This is a genomic window from Comamonas testosteroni (assembly GCF_030505195.1).
Classification (GTDB): Bacteria; Pseudomonadota; Gammaproteobacteria; order Burkholderiales; family Burkholderiaceae_C; genus Comamonas; species Comamonas testosteroni_G.
Map to the genome: position 1 here is coordinate 5,406,872 of NZ_CP129672.1, position 17,684 is coordinate 5,424,555.

At 57.7% G+C, this 17,684-nt stretch carries 19 protein-coding genes and 1 pseudogene; 11 read left to right on the forward strand and 9 right to left on the reverse strand.

Going from position 1 to position 17,684, the window contains the following annotated elements:
- Positions 1-73 precede the first annotated feature (73 nt).
- From QYQ99_RS25000 to QYQ99_RS25010, 3 genes are read left to right on the forward strand one after another with little or no spacing between them, the layout of a single operon-like run.
- Entirely contained in the window at positions 74-388 is a 315-nt protein-coding gene (locus tag QYQ99_RS25000; protein ID WP_043373207.1) for a DUF1153 domain-containing protein, read from the forward strand.
- Positions 385-867 (forward strand): DDE-type integrase/transposase/recombinase, encoded by a 483-nt coding sequence (locus QYQ99_RS25005; RefSeq protein ID WP_302090482.1) that lies wholly within the window; start codon positions 385-387, stop codon positions 865-867. Before QYQ99_RS25000 ends, QYQ99_RS25005 begins: the two co-directional genes overlap by 4 nt.
- Positions 868-900: 33 nt before the next feature.
- Positions 901-1,206, forward strand: coding sequence for an integrase core domain-containing protein (locus tag QYQ99_RS25010; protein WP_302090483.1), 306 nt, complete (start codon positions 901-903; stop codon positions 1,204-1,206).
- Between the two features lie 33 nt (positions 1,207-1,239).
- Here QYQ99_RS25010 and QYQ99_RS25015 read toward each other — a convergent pair whose 3' ends face one another.
- Positions 1,240-2,181, reverse strand: coding sequence for a MerR family transcriptional regulator (locus QYQ99_RS25015; RefSeq protein WP_302090484.1), 942 nt, complete (start codon positions 2,179-2,181; stop codon positions 1,240-1,242).
- Positions 2,182-2,782: 601 nt separating this feature from the next.
- On the opposite strand from QYQ99_RS25015, the gene QYQ99_RS25020 reads away from it, so the two are divergent.
- From QYQ99_RS25020 to QYQ99_RS25040, 5 genes and pseudogenes are all read left to right on the forward strand, one after another.
- A complete protein-coding gene (locus tag QYQ99_RS25020) occupies positions 2,783-4,381 on the forward strand; it encodes a methyl-accepting chemotaxis protein (RefSeq protein WP_302090485.1) in 1,599 nt (532 codons plus the stop codon).
- A gap of 160 nt (positions 4,382-4,541) precedes the next feature.
- On the forward strand, positions 4,542-5,330 hold the full coding sequence (locus tag QYQ99_RS25025) for an EAL domain-containing protein (protein WP_302090486.1): 789 nt from the start codon (positions 4,542-4,544) through the stop codon (positions 5,328-5,330).
- 875 nt (positions 5,331-6,205) lie between these two features.
- Entirely contained in the window at positions 6,206-7,756 is a 1,551-nt protein-coding gene (locus tag QYQ99_RS25030) for a cryptochrome/deoxyribodipyrimidine photo-lyase family protein (protein WP_302090487.1), read from the forward strand.
- 122 nt (positions 7,757-7,878) lie between these two features.
- Positions 7,879-8,808: a fasciclin domain-containing protein gene (locus QYQ99_RS25035; protein ID WP_302090488.1), complete on the forward strand. Its 930-nt coding sequence runs from the start codon at positions 7,879-7,881 to the stop codon at positions 8,806-8,808.
- 118 nt (positions 8,809-8,926) lie between these two features.
- Positions 8,927-9,888 (forward strand): annotated as a pseudogene (locus QYQ99_RS25040) (integrase core domain-containing protein).
- Between the two features lie 135 nt (positions 9,889-10,023).
- On the opposite strand, the gene guaA reads toward QYQ99_RS25040, so the two are convergent.
- The 5 genes from guaA to guaB all read right to left on the reverse strand — a co-directional run bounded on the left by guaA (position 10,024) and on the right by guaB (position 14,686).
- Complete coding sequence (gene guaA, locus QYQ99_RS25045; protein WP_302090489.1) at positions 10,024-11,640, reverse strand: glutamine-hydrolyzing GMP synthase; 1,617 nt, start codon at positions 11,638-11,640, stop codon at positions 10,024-10,026.
- Positions 11,641-11,673: 33 nt separating this feature from the next.
- Complete coding sequence (locus QYQ99_RS25050) at positions 11,674-12,114, reverse strand: type II toxin-antitoxin system VapC family toxin (RefSeq protein ID WP_302090490.1); 441 nt, start codon at positions 12,112-12,114, stop codon at positions 11,674-11,676.
- Positions 12,111-12,383 carry a type II toxin-antitoxin system Phd/YefM family antitoxin gene (locus QYQ99_RS25055; protein WP_302093266.1) on the reverse strand — a complete coding sequence of 91 codons (273 nt, stop codon included), beginning with the start codon at positions 12,381-12,383 and terminating at the stop codon, positions 12,111-12,113. Before QYQ99_RS25055 ends, QYQ99_RS25050 begins: the two co-directional genes overlap by 4 nt.
- A gap of 307 nt (positions 12,384-12,690) precedes the next feature.
- Positions 12,691-13,143, reverse strand: coding sequence for a DIP1984 family protein (locus tag QYQ99_RS25060; RefSeq protein ID WP_302090491.1), 453 nt, complete (start codon positions 13,141-13,143; stop codon positions 12,691-12,693).
- 67 nt (positions 13,144-13,210) lie between these two features.
- Positions 13,211-14,686 (reverse strand): IMP dehydrogenase, encoded by a 1,476-nt coding sequence (gene guaB / locus QYQ99_RS25065; RefSeq protein WP_003074909.1) that lies wholly within the window; start codon positions 14,684-14,686, stop codon positions 13,211-13,213.
- A gap of 97 nt (positions 14,687-14,783) precedes the next feature.
- Between guaB and QYQ99_RS25070 the strand changes: the two genes are divergently transcribed.
- Entirely contained in the window at positions 14,784-15,287 is a 504-nt protein-coding gene (locus QYQ99_RS25070) for a DUF4124 domain-containing protein (RefSeq protein ID WP_302090492.1), read from the forward strand.
- Positions 15,288-15,387: 100 nt separating this feature from the next.
- Here QYQ99_RS25070 and QYQ99_RS25075 read toward each other — a convergent pair whose 3' ends face one another.
- Together QYQ99_RS25075 and QYQ99_RS25080 are read right to left on the reverse strand one after the other, a co-directional pair.
- On the reverse strand, positions 15,388-15,750 hold the full coding sequence (locus QYQ99_RS25075) for an RnfH family protein (RefSeq protein WP_302090493.1): 363 nt from the start codon (positions 15,748-15,750) through the stop codon (positions 15,388-15,390).
- A complete protein-coding gene (locus QYQ99_RS25080; protein WP_087083198.1) occupies positions 15,743-16,195 on the reverse strand; it encodes a type II toxin-antitoxin system RatA family toxin in 453 nt (150 codons plus the stop codon). The genes QYQ99_RS25075 and QYQ99_RS25080 overlap by 8 nt, the downstream gene beginning before the upstream one ends.
- 159 nt (positions 16,196-16,354) lie before the next feature.
- Here QYQ99_RS25080 and smpB point away from each other — a divergent pair, with 159 nt between their 5' ends.
- Positions 16,355-16,828 carry an SsrA-binding protein SmpB gene (smpB, locus tag QYQ99_RS25085; RefSeq protein WP_003054725.1) on the forward strand — a complete coding sequence of 158 codons (474 nt, stop codon included), beginning with the start codon at positions 16,355-16,357 and terminating at the stop codon, positions 16,826-16,828.
- A gap of 102 nt (positions 16,829-16,930) precedes the next feature.
- Positions 16,931-17,329 carry a DUF4259 domain-containing protein gene (locus QYQ99_RS25090; RefSeq protein ID WP_302090494.1) on the forward strand — a complete coding sequence of 133 codons (399 nt, stop codon included), beginning with the start codon at positions 16,931-16,933 and terminating at the stop codon, positions 17,327-17,329.
- Positions 17,330-17,381: 52 nt separating this feature from the next.
- Here QYQ99_RS25090 and QYQ99_RS25095 read toward each other — a convergent pair whose 3' ends face one another.
- A complete protein-coding gene (locus tag QYQ99_RS25095; RefSeq protein ID WP_302090495.1) occupies positions 17,382-17,675 on the reverse strand; it encodes a hypothetical protein in 294 nt (97 codons plus the stop codon).
- Positions 17,676-17,684: the final 9 nt, after the last annotated feature.

The window sequence follows — 17,684 nt, forward strand, 5'->3', positions numbered from 1 at the left end:
GCTGCTCCTAATGGCTTTTGTGTATTGACCCACTGAAAACCTGCTCAGGTGTTACCGTCGAGAGGAAGACACCATGAGCACATTGATGGAAGAAGAGATCAAACGCTGGACCGCAAAGCGCAAGACGGCACTGATCCTGGAGATCATCCAGGGCAAGACCAGCGTGTCGGAGGCCAGTCGAACCTATGACCTGCCGCCGTCGGAGATCGAGGGCTGGGTGGAAGATGGCCGCAAGGGCATGGAGAATGCGCTGAAGGCCAACCCGCAGGATGTGCGCGAGCAGTACGAGCGCCAACTGAAGGAGTTGCAGGAGGCCTACGGCGAGGCGATGCTGGAGTTGCGCGCAAGAAAAAAATTGCAGTCCCTGCTGGGCGAGGACGAGAAGTGATCGAGACGATCCGCCAGGGACTGCAGGCCGACGGCATCACCGTCTCGATCAGCAAGCTGTGCCGGTGGTTCGAGGTGCTGCGGCGCAGCGTGTACTACCGGCCGGTGAAGGCTGCACCCACGCTGCAGGAGCACTTCGTGGCCCCGATCAAGGCCATGATCGAGGAGAACCCGTCCTTCGGGTACCGAACCGTGGCGCACCTGCTGGGGTTCAACAAGAACACGGTGCAGCGCATCTTCCAGCTCAAGGGCTGGCAGGTGCGCAAGCGCCCGGTGGGCTTCAGGCCCCGGATCCAGTCGCTGCCCTCGGTGGCCAAGGCGCCCAACGAGCGCTGGGCCACGGATATGTTCCGGGTCTGGGCCGGGCGTGATGGCTGGACCACGATGGCTCTGGTGATCGATTGCCATAGCCGGGAACTGCTGGGCTGGCACCTGTCGCGCAGCGGGAGATCCAAGACGGCGGAGTCAGCACTGGAGTAGGCGCTGATCGCACGGTTCAGGACGCTCGGGCGCGTGCCAGCTCCGTTCCTACTGTGCTCGGACAATGGGCTGGTCTTCACCAGCCGCAGCTTCACGGCCCTGGTCAGAAGCTATGGCCTGTGTCAGGAATTCATCACGCCACACAGCCCCGAGCAGAATGGCTTGGTCGAGCGGGTGATTCGTACGCTCAAGGAGCAATGTGTGCATCGGCACCGGTTCGAATCGCTGCAGCATGCCAGCCGGCTGATTGGAGATTGGATCCACTTCTACAACCACCGGCGCCCGCACCAGGCGCTGAACATGAGAACCCCCGCTGAGGCATTTGCATTAGCGGCCTGACCTGTGCAGGTTCTGCTGGGTCAATGCAGACAGTTACAACTGCGTTTCGCGCCACCGACTAACCAAGCCGTGGATGCCACTTAGTTCTTTCAATGCGGTTATTCCTTCCCATGACTTCTGGTAAAGGGTGGCGCATGCGCCGCCAACCCACACAGAGGTTTCAACGGGTAACTCGCTTCGGAGAGTTCGCAGGCTGGTCTGAACGGAAGCCGGTGTGTTGAGGTTGCTAAAACTCAGTGCAACGACATCCACCTTGTGTGCTTGCGCCGCGCGCACGATGTCGCTTATCGGTGTTTGAGTGCCAAGTGACACGCACTGACATCCTTCCTGCACCAGCAGTGACTCGACCATCAATAATCCCAATCCATGCGCCTCTTGAGGAATCGTCGTGAGCAGTATTTTGGGCTTCTGCTTCAAGCGAGGATTACCCAAGGTGCTCAGACAGGTGCGCAGAACGTTGCTGACCACTTCAGTATACAGATGCTCCTCGAAGATCTCGAACCGTCCTGTGGCCCAAAGTTCACCCACTGCGCTGGTGAGCGGTGCGATCACCTGGATAACAAACCGGCCCAAGCCCAGTCGCATCTGTGCATGGAGAAGCGCTTCACGCAAGGCTTCACCATCGTGAGCGGCGATGGCGTTTAGCATTGGCTCAATATTCTCCTGATACTGAGCGCTCTCTTTTTTTGTCGTAGACAAATTTATTTTGTGTCCGAGCAACTCCTGAAGTTGCTGTTCTTCAAGGGCGGCAATCTTCCCCGGTCTGTAGCCTCCATCCATAAGTCTTTTGATGAGCTTCAGGCGGCGAACCTGTTCAGGAGGGTAGAGGCGATCATCGGCAGCGTTACGCAGGGGGCGTGGGAAGCCATAGCGTTTCTCCCACACTCGGAGTGTGTCTTTGGAAAGACCCGTTTCGTGCTCCACGGCCAGTATGGGGATGGCAGCTTGGGGACTTTGAGGTGCAGGTGAACTCATAGGAGGCAGAGTGGACAGGCGTTCAGCAGAGCAAGAGCGGTTGCCTGAAACTTTTTGTTAATTGTCTAAGACAAATGTAAATTTGTCTAGTACATTAGGGGGTGTGAAGCTTAGATTCTGGGGGAAAGAGTGTTTCTATGCACTCAATTCCTCTTGCCAAGCCAATCACGACACCTCCTGCACAAGTCTGTGCATCCTTTGTAGTCCATGGGTGATGGCCAAGCCGCGCCCACAAGAATGTTGCCAGCATGTCGATGGAGCCCCCATCAACCATTCAGCCTTGTTGACTGCCACCTCCGTTGGGGTTGTGAATCCCAGTCTGTTGTTCGGCTGATTTCCAGACATTCGGTGCTTGAATTTTCGCTTCAAGGTCCAGATCGAAGGCAGTTCTTAATTTTGATGAAAATCCTGCTGTTCTAAAGAGGTTCAAATGAAGATAGATTTTTTAAGTCGATAACACAGCAAAATTCTCCATAGGCAGTAGTATAAAAATCACCCAGGGATAATTATGTTTTTCTCAAGATTGCCGGTTGCGGCAAGGCTATATCTCGGTTTCGGCTTGATAGTTTTTCTACTTGTGGTTGTCACGGGCGTCGCAGTCGTGAAAGTCAATCATATTGAAACTGCTTTGCGCGCGAACTCGGAAATTTATTCTCAGGTACAGCGAAATGCAATCAACTTCAGAGGGTCTGCACATGATCGTGCCATCGCTGTCAGGGACCTGGTTTTAAGCCCTACGGAATCAGAGCGTGAAAAAGAGATTGAAAATATCGATTCCTTGGCCAATTTCTATGAAAAATCTACAGAATCTTTGAATTCATTGCTTCAATTGCCTGGGGTGAGTCCCGAGGTTTTTCCTTTGTATGATGACATTAAAAAGGCTGAAGTGCCGGCAGTGGCAACAACAAAGGCCATCATCGGAAAAGTTCGAGCAGGCGACACATCTGCAGTCGGTATGCTGTGGGGTCAAGCCAAACCGCAGTATGTGGAATGGCTTGCGACAATCAATCGGCTGATTGATTTCAAGGAGCGCCATATTCAGAGGACGAATCAAAGTGCCATCGATGAGGCCAGTGGATTCCTGAGGGTGATGTTTACTGCATTAATACTCTCGCTTCTTCTCAGTATCGCGATTGCATGGAGCGCGGGGCGCAGCATCGTCCGTCAGTTGGGGGCGGAGCCCGCTGCGCTTGCTGAGATTGCTCGTCAGGTGGCGCAGGGGGATCTGCAGTCCCTGGCGGGGGTCGGGCAGGCTCGACCTGACAGCGTCCTGTTCTCGCTCGGGGCGATGCAGGCCAGCCTTGCAAAAGTGGTTCGCAAGGTGCGTCATGCGTCGAACAACGTGACGCAGGGTGCCAATGAAATTGCAGATGGCAATCATGGTCTGCTCCGTCGCACCGAAGAGCAAGCCGGGAGTCTCCAGCAGGCGGCAGCCTCGATGGAGGAGATGACTGCATCGGTCAAGCACAACGCCGACAGTGCGCGGCAAGCAGCCTTGCTTGCGGCAGCTGCCAGCGAGGCCGCACAAAAAGGTGGCGCGGTCGTCTTGCAGGTGGTGCACACGATGGACGATATCAGTGCCGGTAGCCATCGCATTGCCGACATCATTGGTGTCATCGACTCCATTGCCTTTCAAACCAATATCTTGGCATTGAACGCTGCGGTGGAAGCTGCCCGAGCGGGCGCAGACGGTCGAGGATTTGCCGTTGTGGCCGCCGAGGTGCGCGCTTTGGCGCAGCGAAGTGCCGAAGCCGCGCACCAGATCAAGGCCTTGATCGAGACCAGCGTGATGAATGTGGAGCAGGGGACCCAGTTGGTCAATGTGGCTGGGTCGACCATGACCGACATCGTCAGCCAAGCGCAGCGAGTCGCAGAACTGATTGCAGCGATCAGTGATGCGACGGCGGAGCAGACTCATGGGGTTGCGCAAGTGGGTCACGCCGTCGCACATCTGGAGCAAGCGACCCAGAAAAATGCTGCATTGGTCGAGCAGAGTGCTGCAGCAGCCCAGGCACTGAGGGAGCAAGCCGCCGAGATGGCTGCTGCGGTCCGTGTGTTCCGTCTGGCTGGGATGGCGGAGGATTTCCCGGAGGAATGTGACAAGGCGTACGTTTCTGCGAAGACCATCCGAACTGGACCGGCTTCGACACGACTTCATATGTGCCAAGCTGCGCGAGCAGCGGTGATAGAGACTGTTTAGCAGTTCAATCGGCATTGATGTGTGGTGCTCAGTACTTCACCAGATCTATATGAATGAATCAGCGTCTGACTCTGTCTTTCAATCGATTAAGCCGTGGCTGGTCTTGATGTTCTGTTGAATTTAATGCTTATCTATTTGGCATTCCAGCCAGTGAAAACCAATGTCGATATTTCCAGTAATTGATAAAAAAGTATCTGTGCCCTGTTCGAAATGCCATGATCGTGAGCCATTAAGCTTTGAATTCAGTATGGCTTTTCAGCCAATTGTCGATGTGAACAGCAATGTCGTATTTGCCTATGAGGCATTGGTACGTGGCACCGACGGATGCGGAGCAGCAAAAATTCTTGGTCAGGTTAACGATGAAAATCGCTATCAGTTTGACCAAGCCTGTCGCGTAAAAGCCATAGACTTGGCTGCGCGTTTGGGTATCTCCAGTCATGTCAGCATCAATTTTCTGCCGAATGCAGTATATGAGCCTTCAGCGTGTATTAGAAAAACCCTGGAGGCTGCTCGCGAGCATCACTTTCCGGCTCGCCAGATCATTTTCGAAATTACAGAAAATGAACGCATTGTAGACAAAGAGCACTTGAAGCGAATTATGAATGAGTATCGCAGACGTGGTTTCAAGACTGCAATCGATGATTTTGGAGCCGGATATTCAGGGCTGAATTTGCTTGCAGAGTTTCAGCCAGACATTATCAAGCTTGATATGGATTTGGTGCGTAATATTGATTGTAGCCCCGTGCGTCAGGCAATTGTTCAGGGAATTATTGGAGTTTGCAAGGTTCTGGGTATCGAAATTATTGCTGAGGGGGTCGAGAGCGAGGCCGAATTTCTCGCTTTGCGTTCGATGGGAGTGCACTTGTTTCAAGGCTATTTCTTTGCGAAGCCTGCTTTCGAAGAGTTGCCCGCAATCAACGGGTTTTCTTCTTCCGCTCTGTCGTTATAGGTCATCTTCGCAATGCAGATGCGATGGATTTATCGCTGTAGACAAACGGCTCTCTGGATCTGCCCAGGCCGCGCGAAAAAGTACAGCTGGAGTTCATGGCGCTTCAACCCATCCCTAGCTCCATCGATCGACTTCTGATCTCTATACATCCGTTCTCCATCGATTTGGCAATTTCTCATCCTGCTCAGCCGATATCCGGTGTCTGTCGGTCTGTATCAATCGACGTGCTCTGCAAGCTAGGCGATAGTCTGAACAATATTGTCATAGACATAGATGTAAAAATAGAACTTCCCATCTTGGTTCGCAGGCGCCTCTCATACCTCTTGGGCCGAGGTCGCCGCGCTGTTGGGTGCGTCCCGAGAAACTTGGATCAGGAAGAGGGTTCTGAGAGTCCGGACGAAGCAGTCCGCTTTTTAAAGGGGGATGCCTGGTCGGTACGCCCTTTTGGTGAGGGGCTGCAATCGCGAGCGTGCATGTTGATGGCCCCTGCAGCGCATTCTGATTTCCGATGTCGCATCTTCTCTTTCATTGACCTGTGAATTTTGATGTTTCTTGCAATTTTGTCTAAGACAAATTACTGTCTGACTCCAGTGTAATTTTTGCCAGACCGCGCCGTCCCTGACAGGCCACCCAGGCGCCTCTTGGCGATGATTCGATCGCGATCTTTGGGCTCCAGGAGCGTCGCTCCTGCTGAAAAACGTGGTCTTGACACAGAGGCCTTGCGTCTGCCGGGTTGCCACGGCAGTTGTGCAGTGCTTCGCCATTTCGGAAAGGGGTGATACATGCGCTTGGTTTCTTTCAGACCTCAACCGCCGGATCTGCGCTGACTTTGCCAGTTTGTGACGGCCTGACTTTCTTCCTGATCACGATTCGGCATGACCTATACCGTTGTCTGGTTCAAGCGAGATCTGCGCGTTTATGACCATGCGCCTCTGGCCCATGCTGCCGTGCGAGGTCCCGTGCTGTGCTTGTATGTGTTGGAGCCCGGTATCTGGCGGCAGCCAGATTGCGCATTGCAGCACTACGAGTTTCTCAGGGAGTCTCTGCGCGACTTGGCGCAGCAACTGAGGGTCTTGGGGGCTCGCCTGCAACTTGCCGTGGGCGAGTTGACCGACGTGCTGTCGCGTCTTCACGCTCAGCAACCGTTCGCCAGTCTGGTCTCTCACCAGGAGACCGGCAATAGCGTGACATATGCGCGCGATTTAGCGGTGGCGCGCTGGTGTCGCGCGCAAGGGGTATCGTGGCAGGAGTGGCCCCAGCATGGCGTGGTGCGATGCCTGCCGTCACGTGACCAATGGCTGGGCATGTGGCAAAGCCATATGGCGGCAGATCGTGTTGCGGCTCCTGTGCCTGCCAGTCTCCGCTCTGTGTGCCTGCCCTGGCGTACCACCTGGCCTGAGCCATCGGCCATCGGCCTGCTTGACGATCACCAGGTTCCTCTTCGTCAGCGCGGAGGCAGGTCTGCGGGTCAGCAAGTCCTGGACGATTTCCTGAATATACGCTGCGCGAACTATCGCGGTGGGATTTCCTCGCCGCTTTCTGCAGCAGACGCCTGCTCGCGGCTTTCGCCCTATCTTTCAAGCGGAAGTCTGAGCATGCGTGAGGTCGTACAGGCGACTCAACAGCAGCAACTGCAGCTTACAGGCTTGCGCGATCCGGAGTCTCGGCGACTCCACCAGGGCCTGGTTGCATTCATGAGCCGATTGCATTGGCATTGCCACTTCATCCAGAAGCTGGAGTCCGAGCCTGAAATTGAATGGCGTAACTTGCACCAAGGCTACGACGGTCTGCGCGAGAGCGCTCACAATGCCGACTACTTTGAGGCCCTTCAGGCAGGCAGGACCGGTTGGCCACTGGTCGATGCCTGTGTAGCCATGCTTAGGGAGACGGGGTGGCTCAATTTCCGGATGCGCGCGATGCTCGTGTCCGTGGCTTCCTTTCCCCTATGGCTGCACTGGCGTCCCGTGGGCTTGTGGCTGGCGCGTCAGTTCCTTGACTATGAGCCAGGGATTCACTGGAGCCAGATGCAAATGCAGGCTGGCACAACGGGCATCAACGCCCTGCGTGTCTACAACCCCCTGAAGCAGGCGAAAGATCACGACCCTGGCGGCGTCTTCGTGCGTCGCTGGCTTCCCGCCCTGCAGCAGGTTCCCGATGCCTGGATTTTTGAACCTTGGCAAATGCCACTTCAGCTACAGGCGCGCTGTGGCGTTCGCGTGGGGACGGATATTGCATCGCCGCTGGTCGACCTTGCCGAGGCCACGAGGGTTGCCAAGTCGCGGGTTCACTCCGTGCGAGCCCAGCCTTCCGTGCGCAGTGCCAAGGCCGCGATCCTTCAGAAGCACGGCTCTCGCGACCACCTGTCGCAACGCAGGAAGCGCTCGGACCAACCTCCGGCGCCATTGCAGCGCAGTCTGGAGTGGTAGGCCCATGCCACTGTTCTACATCCTCAGCCCAAGGAGAAGCCATCGACTTTAGACATCGCTCAGCCCACATCGTCTCATCGCTACTGGCAAATTGCCTAGTTTCATTGCACGGGAGAACAAACATGCTACGTTGGATCTCGGGATTTTTTAGTGTCCTTCTGCTTTCCTTGACCGTCGCCTGTGGTGGTGGTGGTGACGGCCCGTCAGGCAATGTTGTTGAAGTGGCACAGCGCGACAGTCGTTTCAGCATCCTTGTGGAGGCCGTTCAGGCGGCGGGCCTGGCTGATACGCTGAGCGGCTCCACTCAGGTGACCGTGTTGGCCCCCACCAACGATGCCTTCGCTGCACTGCTTGCCGAGCTTGGTGTCAGCAAAGATCAGTTGATCTCCAACAAGACTCTTCTTCAGACTGTTCTCAAGTATCACGTTTTGTCCGGAAGAGTGCCTAGCAATGCACTTCCAATTGGCAAGGCGGTCACACCGGTGGGAGGTGGATTTTTCAAGATCGATAGAACCGGGAGCAACCTGATGGTGACGGACGGGCGCAACAGAACCAGCAAAATTGTGCAGCAAGACATTCAAGCGTCCAACGGTCTAATCCATGCCGTTGACCGCGTGCTTTTGCCTGCGGACAAGAACATTGTGCAGACAGCGATTGCAAACCCGGATTTCAGTGTGCTTGTGGAAGCTGTCACGGCCGCAGGGCTGGTCGATTCTCTGGCTGGGACCGGTCCGTTGACGGTATTTGCTCCGACAAACGCGGCATTTTCATCATTGCTTGCCGAGCTGGGTCTGACCAAGGCGCAGTTGCTGGAAGACAAGGCGTTGTTGTCCAAGGTGTTGACCTACCATGTGGTGTCGGGGCTGATTCTCAAGGCTGAAGTGCCATTGAATGCACCGGTCAAGACTGTCGAGGGTGAAACTTTCACGGTAGGTGCCGATCTGGCGATCACCGACCAACGCTCACGAAGGGCAAATATTGTTGCCACCGATACTCTTACCTCTAATGGTGTCATCCATTTACTGGATAAAGTGATCTTGCCTTCGCCCTGAGCTGGTCTGCGGAGCAAGGGCGTTTCGCCTTGCTCCTCTTTTTTCGCCATTATCAGTTTAGATGTACGGTCCCAGGAAGTCATGGTGCATTCTTCAACTCAGAACAGGAGAAAGCACTATGGCAATCCGCCTGCATGGCAGCGCCCGCACAACGGCGCGTATCCGCGCAGAACTCCAGCTAGCGACCGGCTCCCATCGGTCCTTGACCAAGCTCTACGGCATCAACTCCAAGACCGCGGCCAAGTGGCGTGCGTGCACCTCGGTGCTCGATGAGCCCATGGCTCCTCGGGACAGCGCAAGCCAGCATCTTTCTCAAGAGCAAGAACACTTGGCCATTGCGCTGCGCAAGCAAGGGCATCTGTCGCTGGACGATCTCATGGGGCAGCTCCTGGAGACGGCACCCAAGCTCAGCCGCAGCGCCTGACATCGTTGCCTGCAGTGTCACGGCATCAGCCGACAGCCTGCAACGCAGGTACCACGAAGGCACGGAAAGTTTGAAGAAACGACGCTGGGCTTCGTGCACATCGACAGCGCTGAAATGAAGATCTCCAGCGGCAGACAGCACATGTTTGTTGCCATAGACCGCGTCACAAAGTTCACGCATGTTGCGTTCTTTGACAGGGTCACGAAAGCCAACGCAGCGCAGTTCCTTCGGCAGGTGCTTGTGGCCTCCCGTACCGCATACCTACCGTTGTGACGGACAACGGCATGGCGTTCACAGGGCAAGAACGCTTCAGAGACGGCGTCACCGACACATGCATCGGTCACATCTTTGAACGCATCTGCAAGTTCAATGGAATCGAGAAACGACATACCAAGCCGTACCACCCCTGGACCAACGGCATGGTCGAGCGCATGAACCGGACCATCAAGGAATCCACGATCAAGGCGCATGAGTAAGAGGGCCTGGAGCAGCTACGGGAGCATGTCCAGGCATTCGTTCGAAGCTACAACTTCGGCAAGCACTTGAAGGCGCTCAGGTGGAAGACACCATTCCGTGCGATGTGCGAGGCATGGGAAAAAGATCCAAGCCGCTTTAGGCTTCATCCGCACCATCTCACCGTGGGACTGAACATCTAAGTGTCATCGAAACCCGCCGACTTCGTAAGACTGGCTAGTTCCAGATAGAGCTAGATAGAAATGAAAAAAGCCCGCGATATCGCGGGCTTTCATAAGAAAAGGTCTAAAGCTTGCGTGTCAGTTCACGACAGCGCTTTATTCCCACTCGATGGTTGCTGGTGGCTTGGTGCTCACGTCATAGGTGACGCGGTTGATGCCGCGCACTTCGTTGATGATGCGGCCGGAGGCCTTCTTGAGCAGGCCGTAGGGCAGCTCGGCCCAGTCGGCAGTCATGAAGTCGCTGGTGACCACGGCGCGCAGGGCCACGACGTAGTCGTAGGTGCGGCCGTCGCCCATCACGCCCACGCTCTTGACGGGCAGGAAGACGGTGAAGGCCTGGCTGGTCAGGTCGTACCAGCTCTTGCCGGTCTTTTCGTCGATCCAGTTGTTCAGCTCTTCGATGAAGATGGCATCTGCGCGGCGCAGCAGGTCGGCATATTCCTTCTTCACTTCGCCCAGAATGCGCACGCCCAGGCCGGGGCCGGGGAAGGGATGGCGGTAGACCATGCCGCGGGGCAGGCCCAGGGCCACGCCCAGTTCGCGCACCTCGTCCTTGAACAGGTCGCGCAGGGGCTCCAGCAGCTTCAGGCCCAGTTGCTCGGGCAGGCCGCCGACGTTGTGGTGGCTCTTGATGGTGACGGCCTTCTTGCTCTTGGCGCCGCCCGACTCGATCACGTCGGGGTAGATGGTACCCTGGGCCAGGAAGGTTGCACCCTTGGAGCCGGCGTTGGCAGCCTTGAGCTTTTCGGCTTCGGCCTTGAAGACGTCCACGAACAGGCGGCCGATGATCTTGCGCTTTTGCTCGGGCTCGGACACGCCGGCCAGCTCGCCCAGGAACAGGGCCGAGGCATCGACGCGCACGACCTTGGCGTGCAGCTTGCCTTCGAACATCTCCATGACCATATCGCCTTCGTTCAGGCGCAGCAGGCCGTGATCGACGAATACGCAGGTCAACTGGTCGCCGATGGCGCGGTGGATCAGGGCAGCAGCCACGGAGGAGTCCACGCCGCCGGACAGGCCCAGGATCACTTCTTCATCGCCTACCTGCTCGCGGATCTTGGCCACGGCTTCTTCGATGTAGTCGCCCATGATCCAGTCTGCCTGCGTGCCGCAGATGTCGAGCACAAAGCGGTTGAGCAGTGCCTGGCCTTGCACGGTGTGCGTGACTTCAGGGTGGAACTGCACGGCGTAGTAGCGACGTGCTTCGTCGGCCATGCCGGCGATGGGGCAGGAGGGTGTGGAGGCCATGACCTTGAAGCCCGGAGGCAGTTCGGTGACCTTGTCGCCGTGGCTCATCCAGACCTTGAGCATGCCGTGGCCTTCGGCCGTGGCGAAGTCTTCGATGCCTTCCAGCAGCTTGGTGTGGCCATGGGCGCGCACTTCGGCGTAACCGAATTCGCGGGTGTTGGAGCCTTCGACCTTGCCGCCCAGCTGGGTGGCCATGGTCTGCATGCCGTAGCAAATACCCAGCACGGGCAGGTTCAGCTCGAACACGGCGTCGGGAGCTCGGTCATCCACTTCGTAGACGGAGGCATGGCTGCCCGACAGGATGATGCCCTTGAGTTTGCCGTCGGCGGCAAACTCGCGCACCCAGTCGCTGCTCACATCGCAGGGGTGGACTTCGCAGTAGACATTGGCTTCGCGCACGCGGCGAGCAATCAGCTGTGTGACCTGGGAGCCGAAGTCCAGAATAAGAATCTTGTCGTGTTGCATGGTGATCAAGGGCAAGAGGGTGGCAAAAAGGGATTAGAAATCTTCGGGAGCCCAGACGGTGACGCCGCTTTTGCGGGCGGCTGCCATCTGGGCTGCATCGAATGTGGCCAGCGGCAGGCGCAGCGATTGCGCCAGCCACAGGTATGCGGCGTCGTAGGTGGGCAGGCCGGTATCCAGCGCCACATCCAGCACGGCCTTGTGCTGTGCGGGAGCCAGTTCGTGCAGCTCTACCCGGTGACGAATGGCTTCCAGCACGCCCCACAGGCCTTCGACCGAGGTCTGCGGGATACGGCCATTATTCACGCCCGATGCAATCAGGTTGCCGCATTCCCACTGCCAGAGGTTGGGGGCTTGCGGGTCCACTTCATCGCGGCGGATACGGGTGTAGAGGCGTCTGGTGTGCTCGCTGGCGTCGTCAGGCAGCAACCAGGCGGCGGTGACGGATGCATCGAGCACAAAAGCGGTGGCGCTCATGCCTGGCTCCGTCCTGTGTGGCGCAGGCAAGTGGTGCTGTCCGCTGCGGTATGTGTGGCTGCTTGAGCTTTCACTGTCTGCTGCAGGGCCGAAATCTGCTCCAGCTCACGGGCAATCCGCTCATCGGTGATCACCGGCTTGCGGCGCATGGGCAGCATTCGCACGACTTCCTTGCCATGGCGCGTGATGCGAACTTCTTCGCCCTGTTCGACCATTTCGACCAGGGCGGAAAAGCGGGTTTTGGCTTCGTAGATACCGACGCAGTGCATGGAGGGTGAAAGCAAAAAACGGATCTGATCAATGAATCAGACCCGATTTTAGCATTCTGGTCAGAATGGGGTGAATTCTGAGCAGAAACAAAAGGACATGTTGACGATAGAGGAGAGCGCTGCGTCAGTGCAAGGTAGTGCGGAGTACGTTCTCAAAAGTACGTGGTGACAGGTGATGGGCTTCGTTGTAAGTGTGTTGTGACACTGTGCGCTGCCCGCCGCGCTGCCAATTAAGCCCCAGTATGTTTTCAACCCCCTGTTGCTCATTGGGGTCTCTGCACTCGCCCGCAGCGCTCAAAAAACTGCTTTAAATGTCGATCTGCCAGTTGGCCGCCTGAACCGCGACATTGACTTCACGAATATTGCGCGAAAGATCATCAGCCTGTTTTTGCAGGCTGGCCACCTGAATCTGCGGCACCCATTTGATCTCACGCTGGCTGTAGCGATCCACATCCTTGTTGGTGGCGCCGATGGTGCTGATCAGCAGGGAGTGCTGTGCAATCAGCGTGTCGCGCAGCGCCAGTACATCGGCAAGCAGGCGGCCATCGGGCAGCTTGGCGCTTTCGTTGGCGGCGTTGATGCGGCGCACCAACGATTGCTGCTCCTGCAGCGCAGAGTAGGCTTCGGCCAGCAGGTCTTCGACCTTTTCCTTGGGCGTTTCGCCTTCCTGCAGCAGGGCATTACGGCCAATGCGTTCGCGCAGCGAGGCCAGCTTTTTCTTCAGATCGGCTCTGAGCAGCAGTGCTTCGGCAAGTTTCATGAAGACTCCTGAAATGAAAAAAGCAGGGCAGGCAATGCCCGTCCTGCTTTTGAGACTAGCGGGTCAATCAGTCGGCGCGGTAGTTGGGCGCTTCCTTGGTGATTTGCACGTCGTGGACGTGAGATTCACGGATGCCGGCTGCGGTGATTTCCACAAACTCGGCCTTCTGGTTCATCTCGGAGATCGTAGCGCAACCACAATAGCCCATGGAGGCGCGCACGCCGCCAGCCATCTGATAGACGATGGAGACCATGGAGCCCTTGTAGGGCACGCGGCCTTCGATGCCTTCGGGAACCAGCTTGTCGGCATTGGGGTTGCCGGTGGAGGATTCCTGGAAGTAGCGGTCAGCCGAGCCTTGCTGCATGGCGCCGATGGAGCCCATGCCGCGGTAGCTCTTGTACGAGCGGCCCTGGTACAGAATCACTTCGCCAGGAGCTTCTTCGGTGCCGGCAAACATGCCGCCCATCATGATGGTGGAGGCGCCAGCGGCCAGTGCCTTGGAGATATCGCCGGAGAAGCGGATGCCGCCGTCGCCGATCAGGGGCACGCCCGTGCCCTTGAGGGCGTCGGCCACATTGGAGATGGCCATGATCTGGGGCACGCCCACGCCAGCCACGATACGGGTGGTGCAGATGGAGCCGGGGCCGATACCGACCTTGACCGCGTCGGCACCGGCTTCCACCAGAGCCAGGGCGGCAGCGCCGGTGGCAATATTGCCGCCGATGACGTCCACCTGGGGGTAGTTCTGCTTGACCCAGCGCACGCGGTCGATCACGCCCTTGGAGTGGCCGTGAGCTGTGTCCACGACGATTGCGTCCACGCCGGCCTTGACCAGCAGTTCCACGCGCTCTTCGGTGCCAGCGCCCACGCCGACAGCGGCAGCCACGCGAAGGCGGCCCGATGCATCACGTGCGGCATTGGGGAAGGTGGTTTGCTTGGTGATGTCCTTGACGGTGATCAGGCCCTTGAGTTCAAAGGCGTCGTTCACCACCAGGATTCGTTCGAGCTTGTGCTTGTTCAGCAGTGCCTTGGCTTCGGCGGGGCTGGTGCCGTCTTTTTCATTGACGGTGATCAGCTTTTCGCGGGGCGTCATGATCTGGCTGACCTTGACGTCGTAGCGGGTCTCGAAGCGCAGATCGCGGCTGGTCACGATGCCGACCACCTTGCCGCCGTCGCACACGGGGAAGCCCGAAATGCCGCGTTCTTCCGACAGCTGCAGCACTTGCAGCACGGTGTGTTCGGGGGTGATGACCACAGGGTCGTGCACCACACCGGATTCGTGGCGCTTGACCTTGGACACTTCAGCGGCTTGCTGCTCGGCTGTCATGTTCTTGTGGATCACGCCGATACCGCCTTCTTGCGCAATGGCGATGGCCAGACGCGCCTCTGTCACCGTGTCCATGGCGGCAGACACCAGGGGCAGGTTCAGGCGGATATTGCGAGTGAATTGGGTGGCGAGGGAAACGTCCTTGGGCAGGACTTCGGAGTAGGCGGGAACGAGCAGGACGTCGTCAAAGGTCAGTGCTTTTCCGAGAAGGCGCATGTGATGGCTCCAAAAGAAAGATTGTACCTGTGACTTGCCGCACAATGTGGGCTCGTGACCCAGAATCCCCAACGCCACTCCAAGACTTATTGACTCCATGCACGCCATCAAGTTCGCTTTGTTTGCAGCCATTGCCAGCTGCACGGTTCCCGCAATTGCCCAGTGGCAATGGATTGATGGTCAGGGGCGCAAGGTGTTCAGCGACAGGGCTCCGCCGGCCGATATCCCCGCCAAGAATATTTTGCGCAGCCCCGGCAGTGCCAGAGTCGCAGCACCTTCGGCGATGCCGGAGGTCGGCGCGGCCAAGCCCGTGGCGCAAGCCGGTGTGGACAAAGGGCTGGAAGAGCAAAAGCGCAAGATGCAGGAGCAGGAAGCAGCCAAGACCCAGGCCGACAAACTGCAAAAGGAAAAGCAGCGCCAGGACAACTGCAATCGTGCCAGGCAGGCCAAGGCAACCCTGGCATCGGGCCGCTTGCTCTCCCATGTGAATGCCAAGGGCGAGCGTGGCTTCATGGATGAGGCCGCGCGCGATGCCGAGATCAAGCACGCCGATGCCGTGATCGCTTCCGATTGCGGACCCATGGCAGAGCCGGCGCAGTAGGCGCCGGAGTCTTTGCCGAGCTCTTCGCCGAGTTATTTGCCAGGATGTCGATAAAAAAGCGCCTTCTGAAGGCGCTTTTTTGAGTCCTGCTGGCAACTGGCTAGTAACCCGCCTTGGCTCCGTCTCTTTGGCGTTTGAACAGTCCGGCGCTGCGCGCGCCCTGCCGGGCAAAGCGTTCGCGTCGGGCAACCTTGGGGTCTACGGTCAGTGGTCGATAGATCTCCAGACGATCGCCATGCTTGAGAGTCTGGCCCGGATTCGCGACCTTGCCCCAGATACCGACCATGCCGGCCAAGGCCTCGGGCAGTTGCACATCCGGCAAGGCTGTTGAGGCGGTCAGGGCGTCCAGAGCTTGCTGGACAGTGCTGCCCGCGGGAAGCTGCAACAGGGCTTCCTGCACGGTGCCGGAGCAGGGCGATATGCAGACGGTGATGTCGATCACCTCTGGCAGAGCATCAGCCATAGATTTGTTCGGCTCGCTTGATGAAAGCGTCGACCATGGAGCCTGCGATGCGGTCGAAGACCGGGCCGATGATGGCGGCCACGGCACCGTTGTCGAAGCCGTAGTCCAGCTGCAGCTCGACCTTGCAGGCGCGTTGCGTGCCGTCGCCTACGGGATGAAAGCGCCAGTGGCCTTCAAGACGCGAGAAAGGTCCTTTGACCAGACGCATGCTGACCTGCTTGCCACCGTCATCCATGCTACTGTTCGTGTTGCGCGTCACGAAAGACTTGCGCAGACCGCTGAACGCAATACCCACCTCGGCTGTCATACCTGTGTCGTCCTGCTCCAGAATCTTGGCATGATCGCACCAGGGCAGAAAGTCGGCATAGTGGGCCACGTCCGTCACGAGGGCAAACATTTCTTCGGGGCTGTACCAGATGAGGACGGACTTGTTGACGTTTTTCATGAACAAAGAGCAATCAGCAGGGCGCAAGAGCAGGGAATTGGCCTAGGTCAATATACCCAGAGGCGCGATGCGAAACTAAAATCATCGCTCAGAGGCGAGACGGCAATCCAGTATTGTAGGGAGAGCTTTCATCTCCGGTCCGCCTGCAACTAATATTCCATGGCCAAGAAACCAGAAACATCGTCGCGCATTGCCGACAATAAAAAAGCAGCTTTCAACTATTTCTTCGAGGAGCGCCACGAAGCCGGCATGGTGCTGCACGGCTGGGAGGTCAAGGCCCTGCGCAGCGGCAAGGTACAGCTCACCGACGGCTATGTGCTGATCAAGGACGGCGAGCTGTTCCTGCTGGGCTGCCAGATCAACCCGCTCAAGACGGCGTCCACCCACGTCAATCCGGACTCGGCACGCATCAAGAAGCTGCTCTTGAAAAAGGACGAGATCAAGCGTCTCGTCGGCAAGGTCGAGCAAAAGGGCTATACCCTGGTGCCCATCAATCTGCACTGGAAGAACGGTTACGTGAAATGCGAGATCGCCCTGGCCAAGGGCAAGGCCGAGCATGACAAGCGCGATGTGATCAAGGACCGAGAAGGCAAGCGCGAGGTGGAGCGCGCCATGAAAAATCGCAACCGTTGATACGTAGCGCCTGGACCATCGCCTGGACTGACACAGTTTTGACATCAGGGCCCGCTATGTTGGGCCTTGGTTTAGGGACATATCACAGCAAGGAGTTTGGTCATGGGCACTTGGTCGCACGGCAATTTCGATAACGACACCGCATTGGACTGGCTGGCCGATATCACGGGCCAGCTCATCGATGAAATTGCCGAGGCACTGGACTCGCCCGAGGCTTTGCAGGCGGGCGAGACGGAGTCGGATCTGGTGCCTTGCCGCATCGAGCTGCTGTGCGCCATGGCCGAGGGCGGCATGCATCCGCTGTGGCCGGATCTGCCGACGCTGGAGCAATGGAAGGCCACTTATCTGCAGGCCTGGGACCAGAGCATCGACGAGCTGGAGCCCGAGGAGGGCTACAAGCAGGGTCGCCGCATCGCGATCATTGAGACCTTTGACCGCATGATCGCGCTGGCTGCAGCACAAGAGGAAGAGGGCGCAGACGAAGACTGGGGCGAAGAGTAAGCCCGTCAGTCACGCAGCACGCCTGCCACAGGCTTGCTGCGTCGCGGCCGCTTCAAGGGTTTTCGCCGTAGCGGGTCTTGAAATCGAACTCCAGGCGTTCGCAGTCCTGAGGGGTTTTGAACTCCTGGGTCTTGCGCTCGGCCTCGGGCTTGGCCGTCTGTTTCCAGCAGATCTTGATGGTTTCTGCTTCCGTCCAGCGCTGCTTGCTGAGCGGATCGTCCATGAACTGGCCGATGAGCATGAGCGCGCCAAAGATGATCACGGGCAGGGCGATGAGCCAGACCACCAGTCGGTTTTTGGCAGAGGCAGCGGGCTTGGAGGTCTCGGGTTGGGGTGTGTCGCTCATAGTGGTTGC

Coding starts and splice junctions, on each gene's coding strand:
- QYQ99_RS25000 (WP_043373207.1), top strand. CDS start 74: ATGAGCACATTGATGGAAGAAGAGATCAAACGCTGGACCGCAAAGCGC.
- QYQ99_RS25015 (WP_302090484.1), bottom strand. CDS start 2,181: ATGAGTTCACCTGCACCTCAAAGTCCCCAAGCTGCCATCCCCATACTG.
- QYQ99_RS25025 (WP_302090486.1), top strand. CDS start 4,542: ATGTCGATATTTCCAGTAATTGATAAAAAAGTATCTGTGCCCTGTTCG.
- QYQ99_RS25030 (WP_302090487.1), top strand. CDS start 6,206: ATGACCTATACCGTTGTCTGGTTCAAGCGAGATCTGCGCGTTTATGAC.
- QYQ99_RS25035 (WP_302090488.1), top strand. CDS start 7,879: ATGCTACGTTGGATCTCGGGATTTTTTAGTGTCCTTCTGCTTTCCTTG.
- guaA (WP_302090489.1), bottom strand. CDS start 11,640: ATGCAACACGACAAGATTCTTATTCTGGACTTCGGCTCCCAGGTCACA.
- QYQ99_RS25050 (WP_302090490.1), bottom strand. CDS start 12,114: ATGAGCGCCACCGCTTTTGTGCTCGATGCATCCGTCACCGCCGCCTGG.
- QYQ99_RS25055 (WP_302093266.1), bottom strand. CDS start 12,383: ATGCACTGCGTCGGTATCTACGAAGCCAAAACCCGCTTTTCCGCCCTG.
- QYQ99_RS25060 (WP_302090491.1), bottom strand. CDS start 13,143: ATGAAACTTGCCGAAGCACTGCTGCTCAGAGCCGATCTGAAGAAAAAG.
- guaB (WP_003074909.1), bottom strand. CDS start 14,686: ATGCGCCTTCTCGGAAAAGCACTGACCTTTGACGACGTCCTGCTCGTT.
- QYQ99_RS25070 (WP_302090492.1), top strand. CDS start 14,784: ATGCACGCCATCAAGTTCGCTTTGTTTGCAGCCATTGCCAGCTGCACG.
- QYQ99_RS25075 (WP_302090493.1), bottom strand. CDS start 15,750: ATGGCTGATGCTCTGCCAGAGGTGATCGACATCACCGTCTGCATATCG.
- QYQ99_RS25080 (WP_087083198.1), bottom strand. CDS start 16,195: ATGAAAAACGTCAACAAGTCCGTCCTCATCTGGTACAGCCCCGAAGAA.
- smpB (WP_003054725.1), top strand. CDS start 16,355: ATGGCCAAGAAACCAGAAACATCGTCGCGCATTGCCGACAATAAAAAA.
- QYQ99_RS25090 (WP_302090494.1), top strand. CDS start 16,931: ATGGGCACTTGGTCGCACGGCAATTTCGATAACGACACCGCATTGGAC.
- QYQ99_RS25095 (WP_302090495.1), bottom strand. CDS start 17,675: ATGAGCGACACACCCCAACCCGAGACCTCCAAGCCCGCTGCCTCTGCC.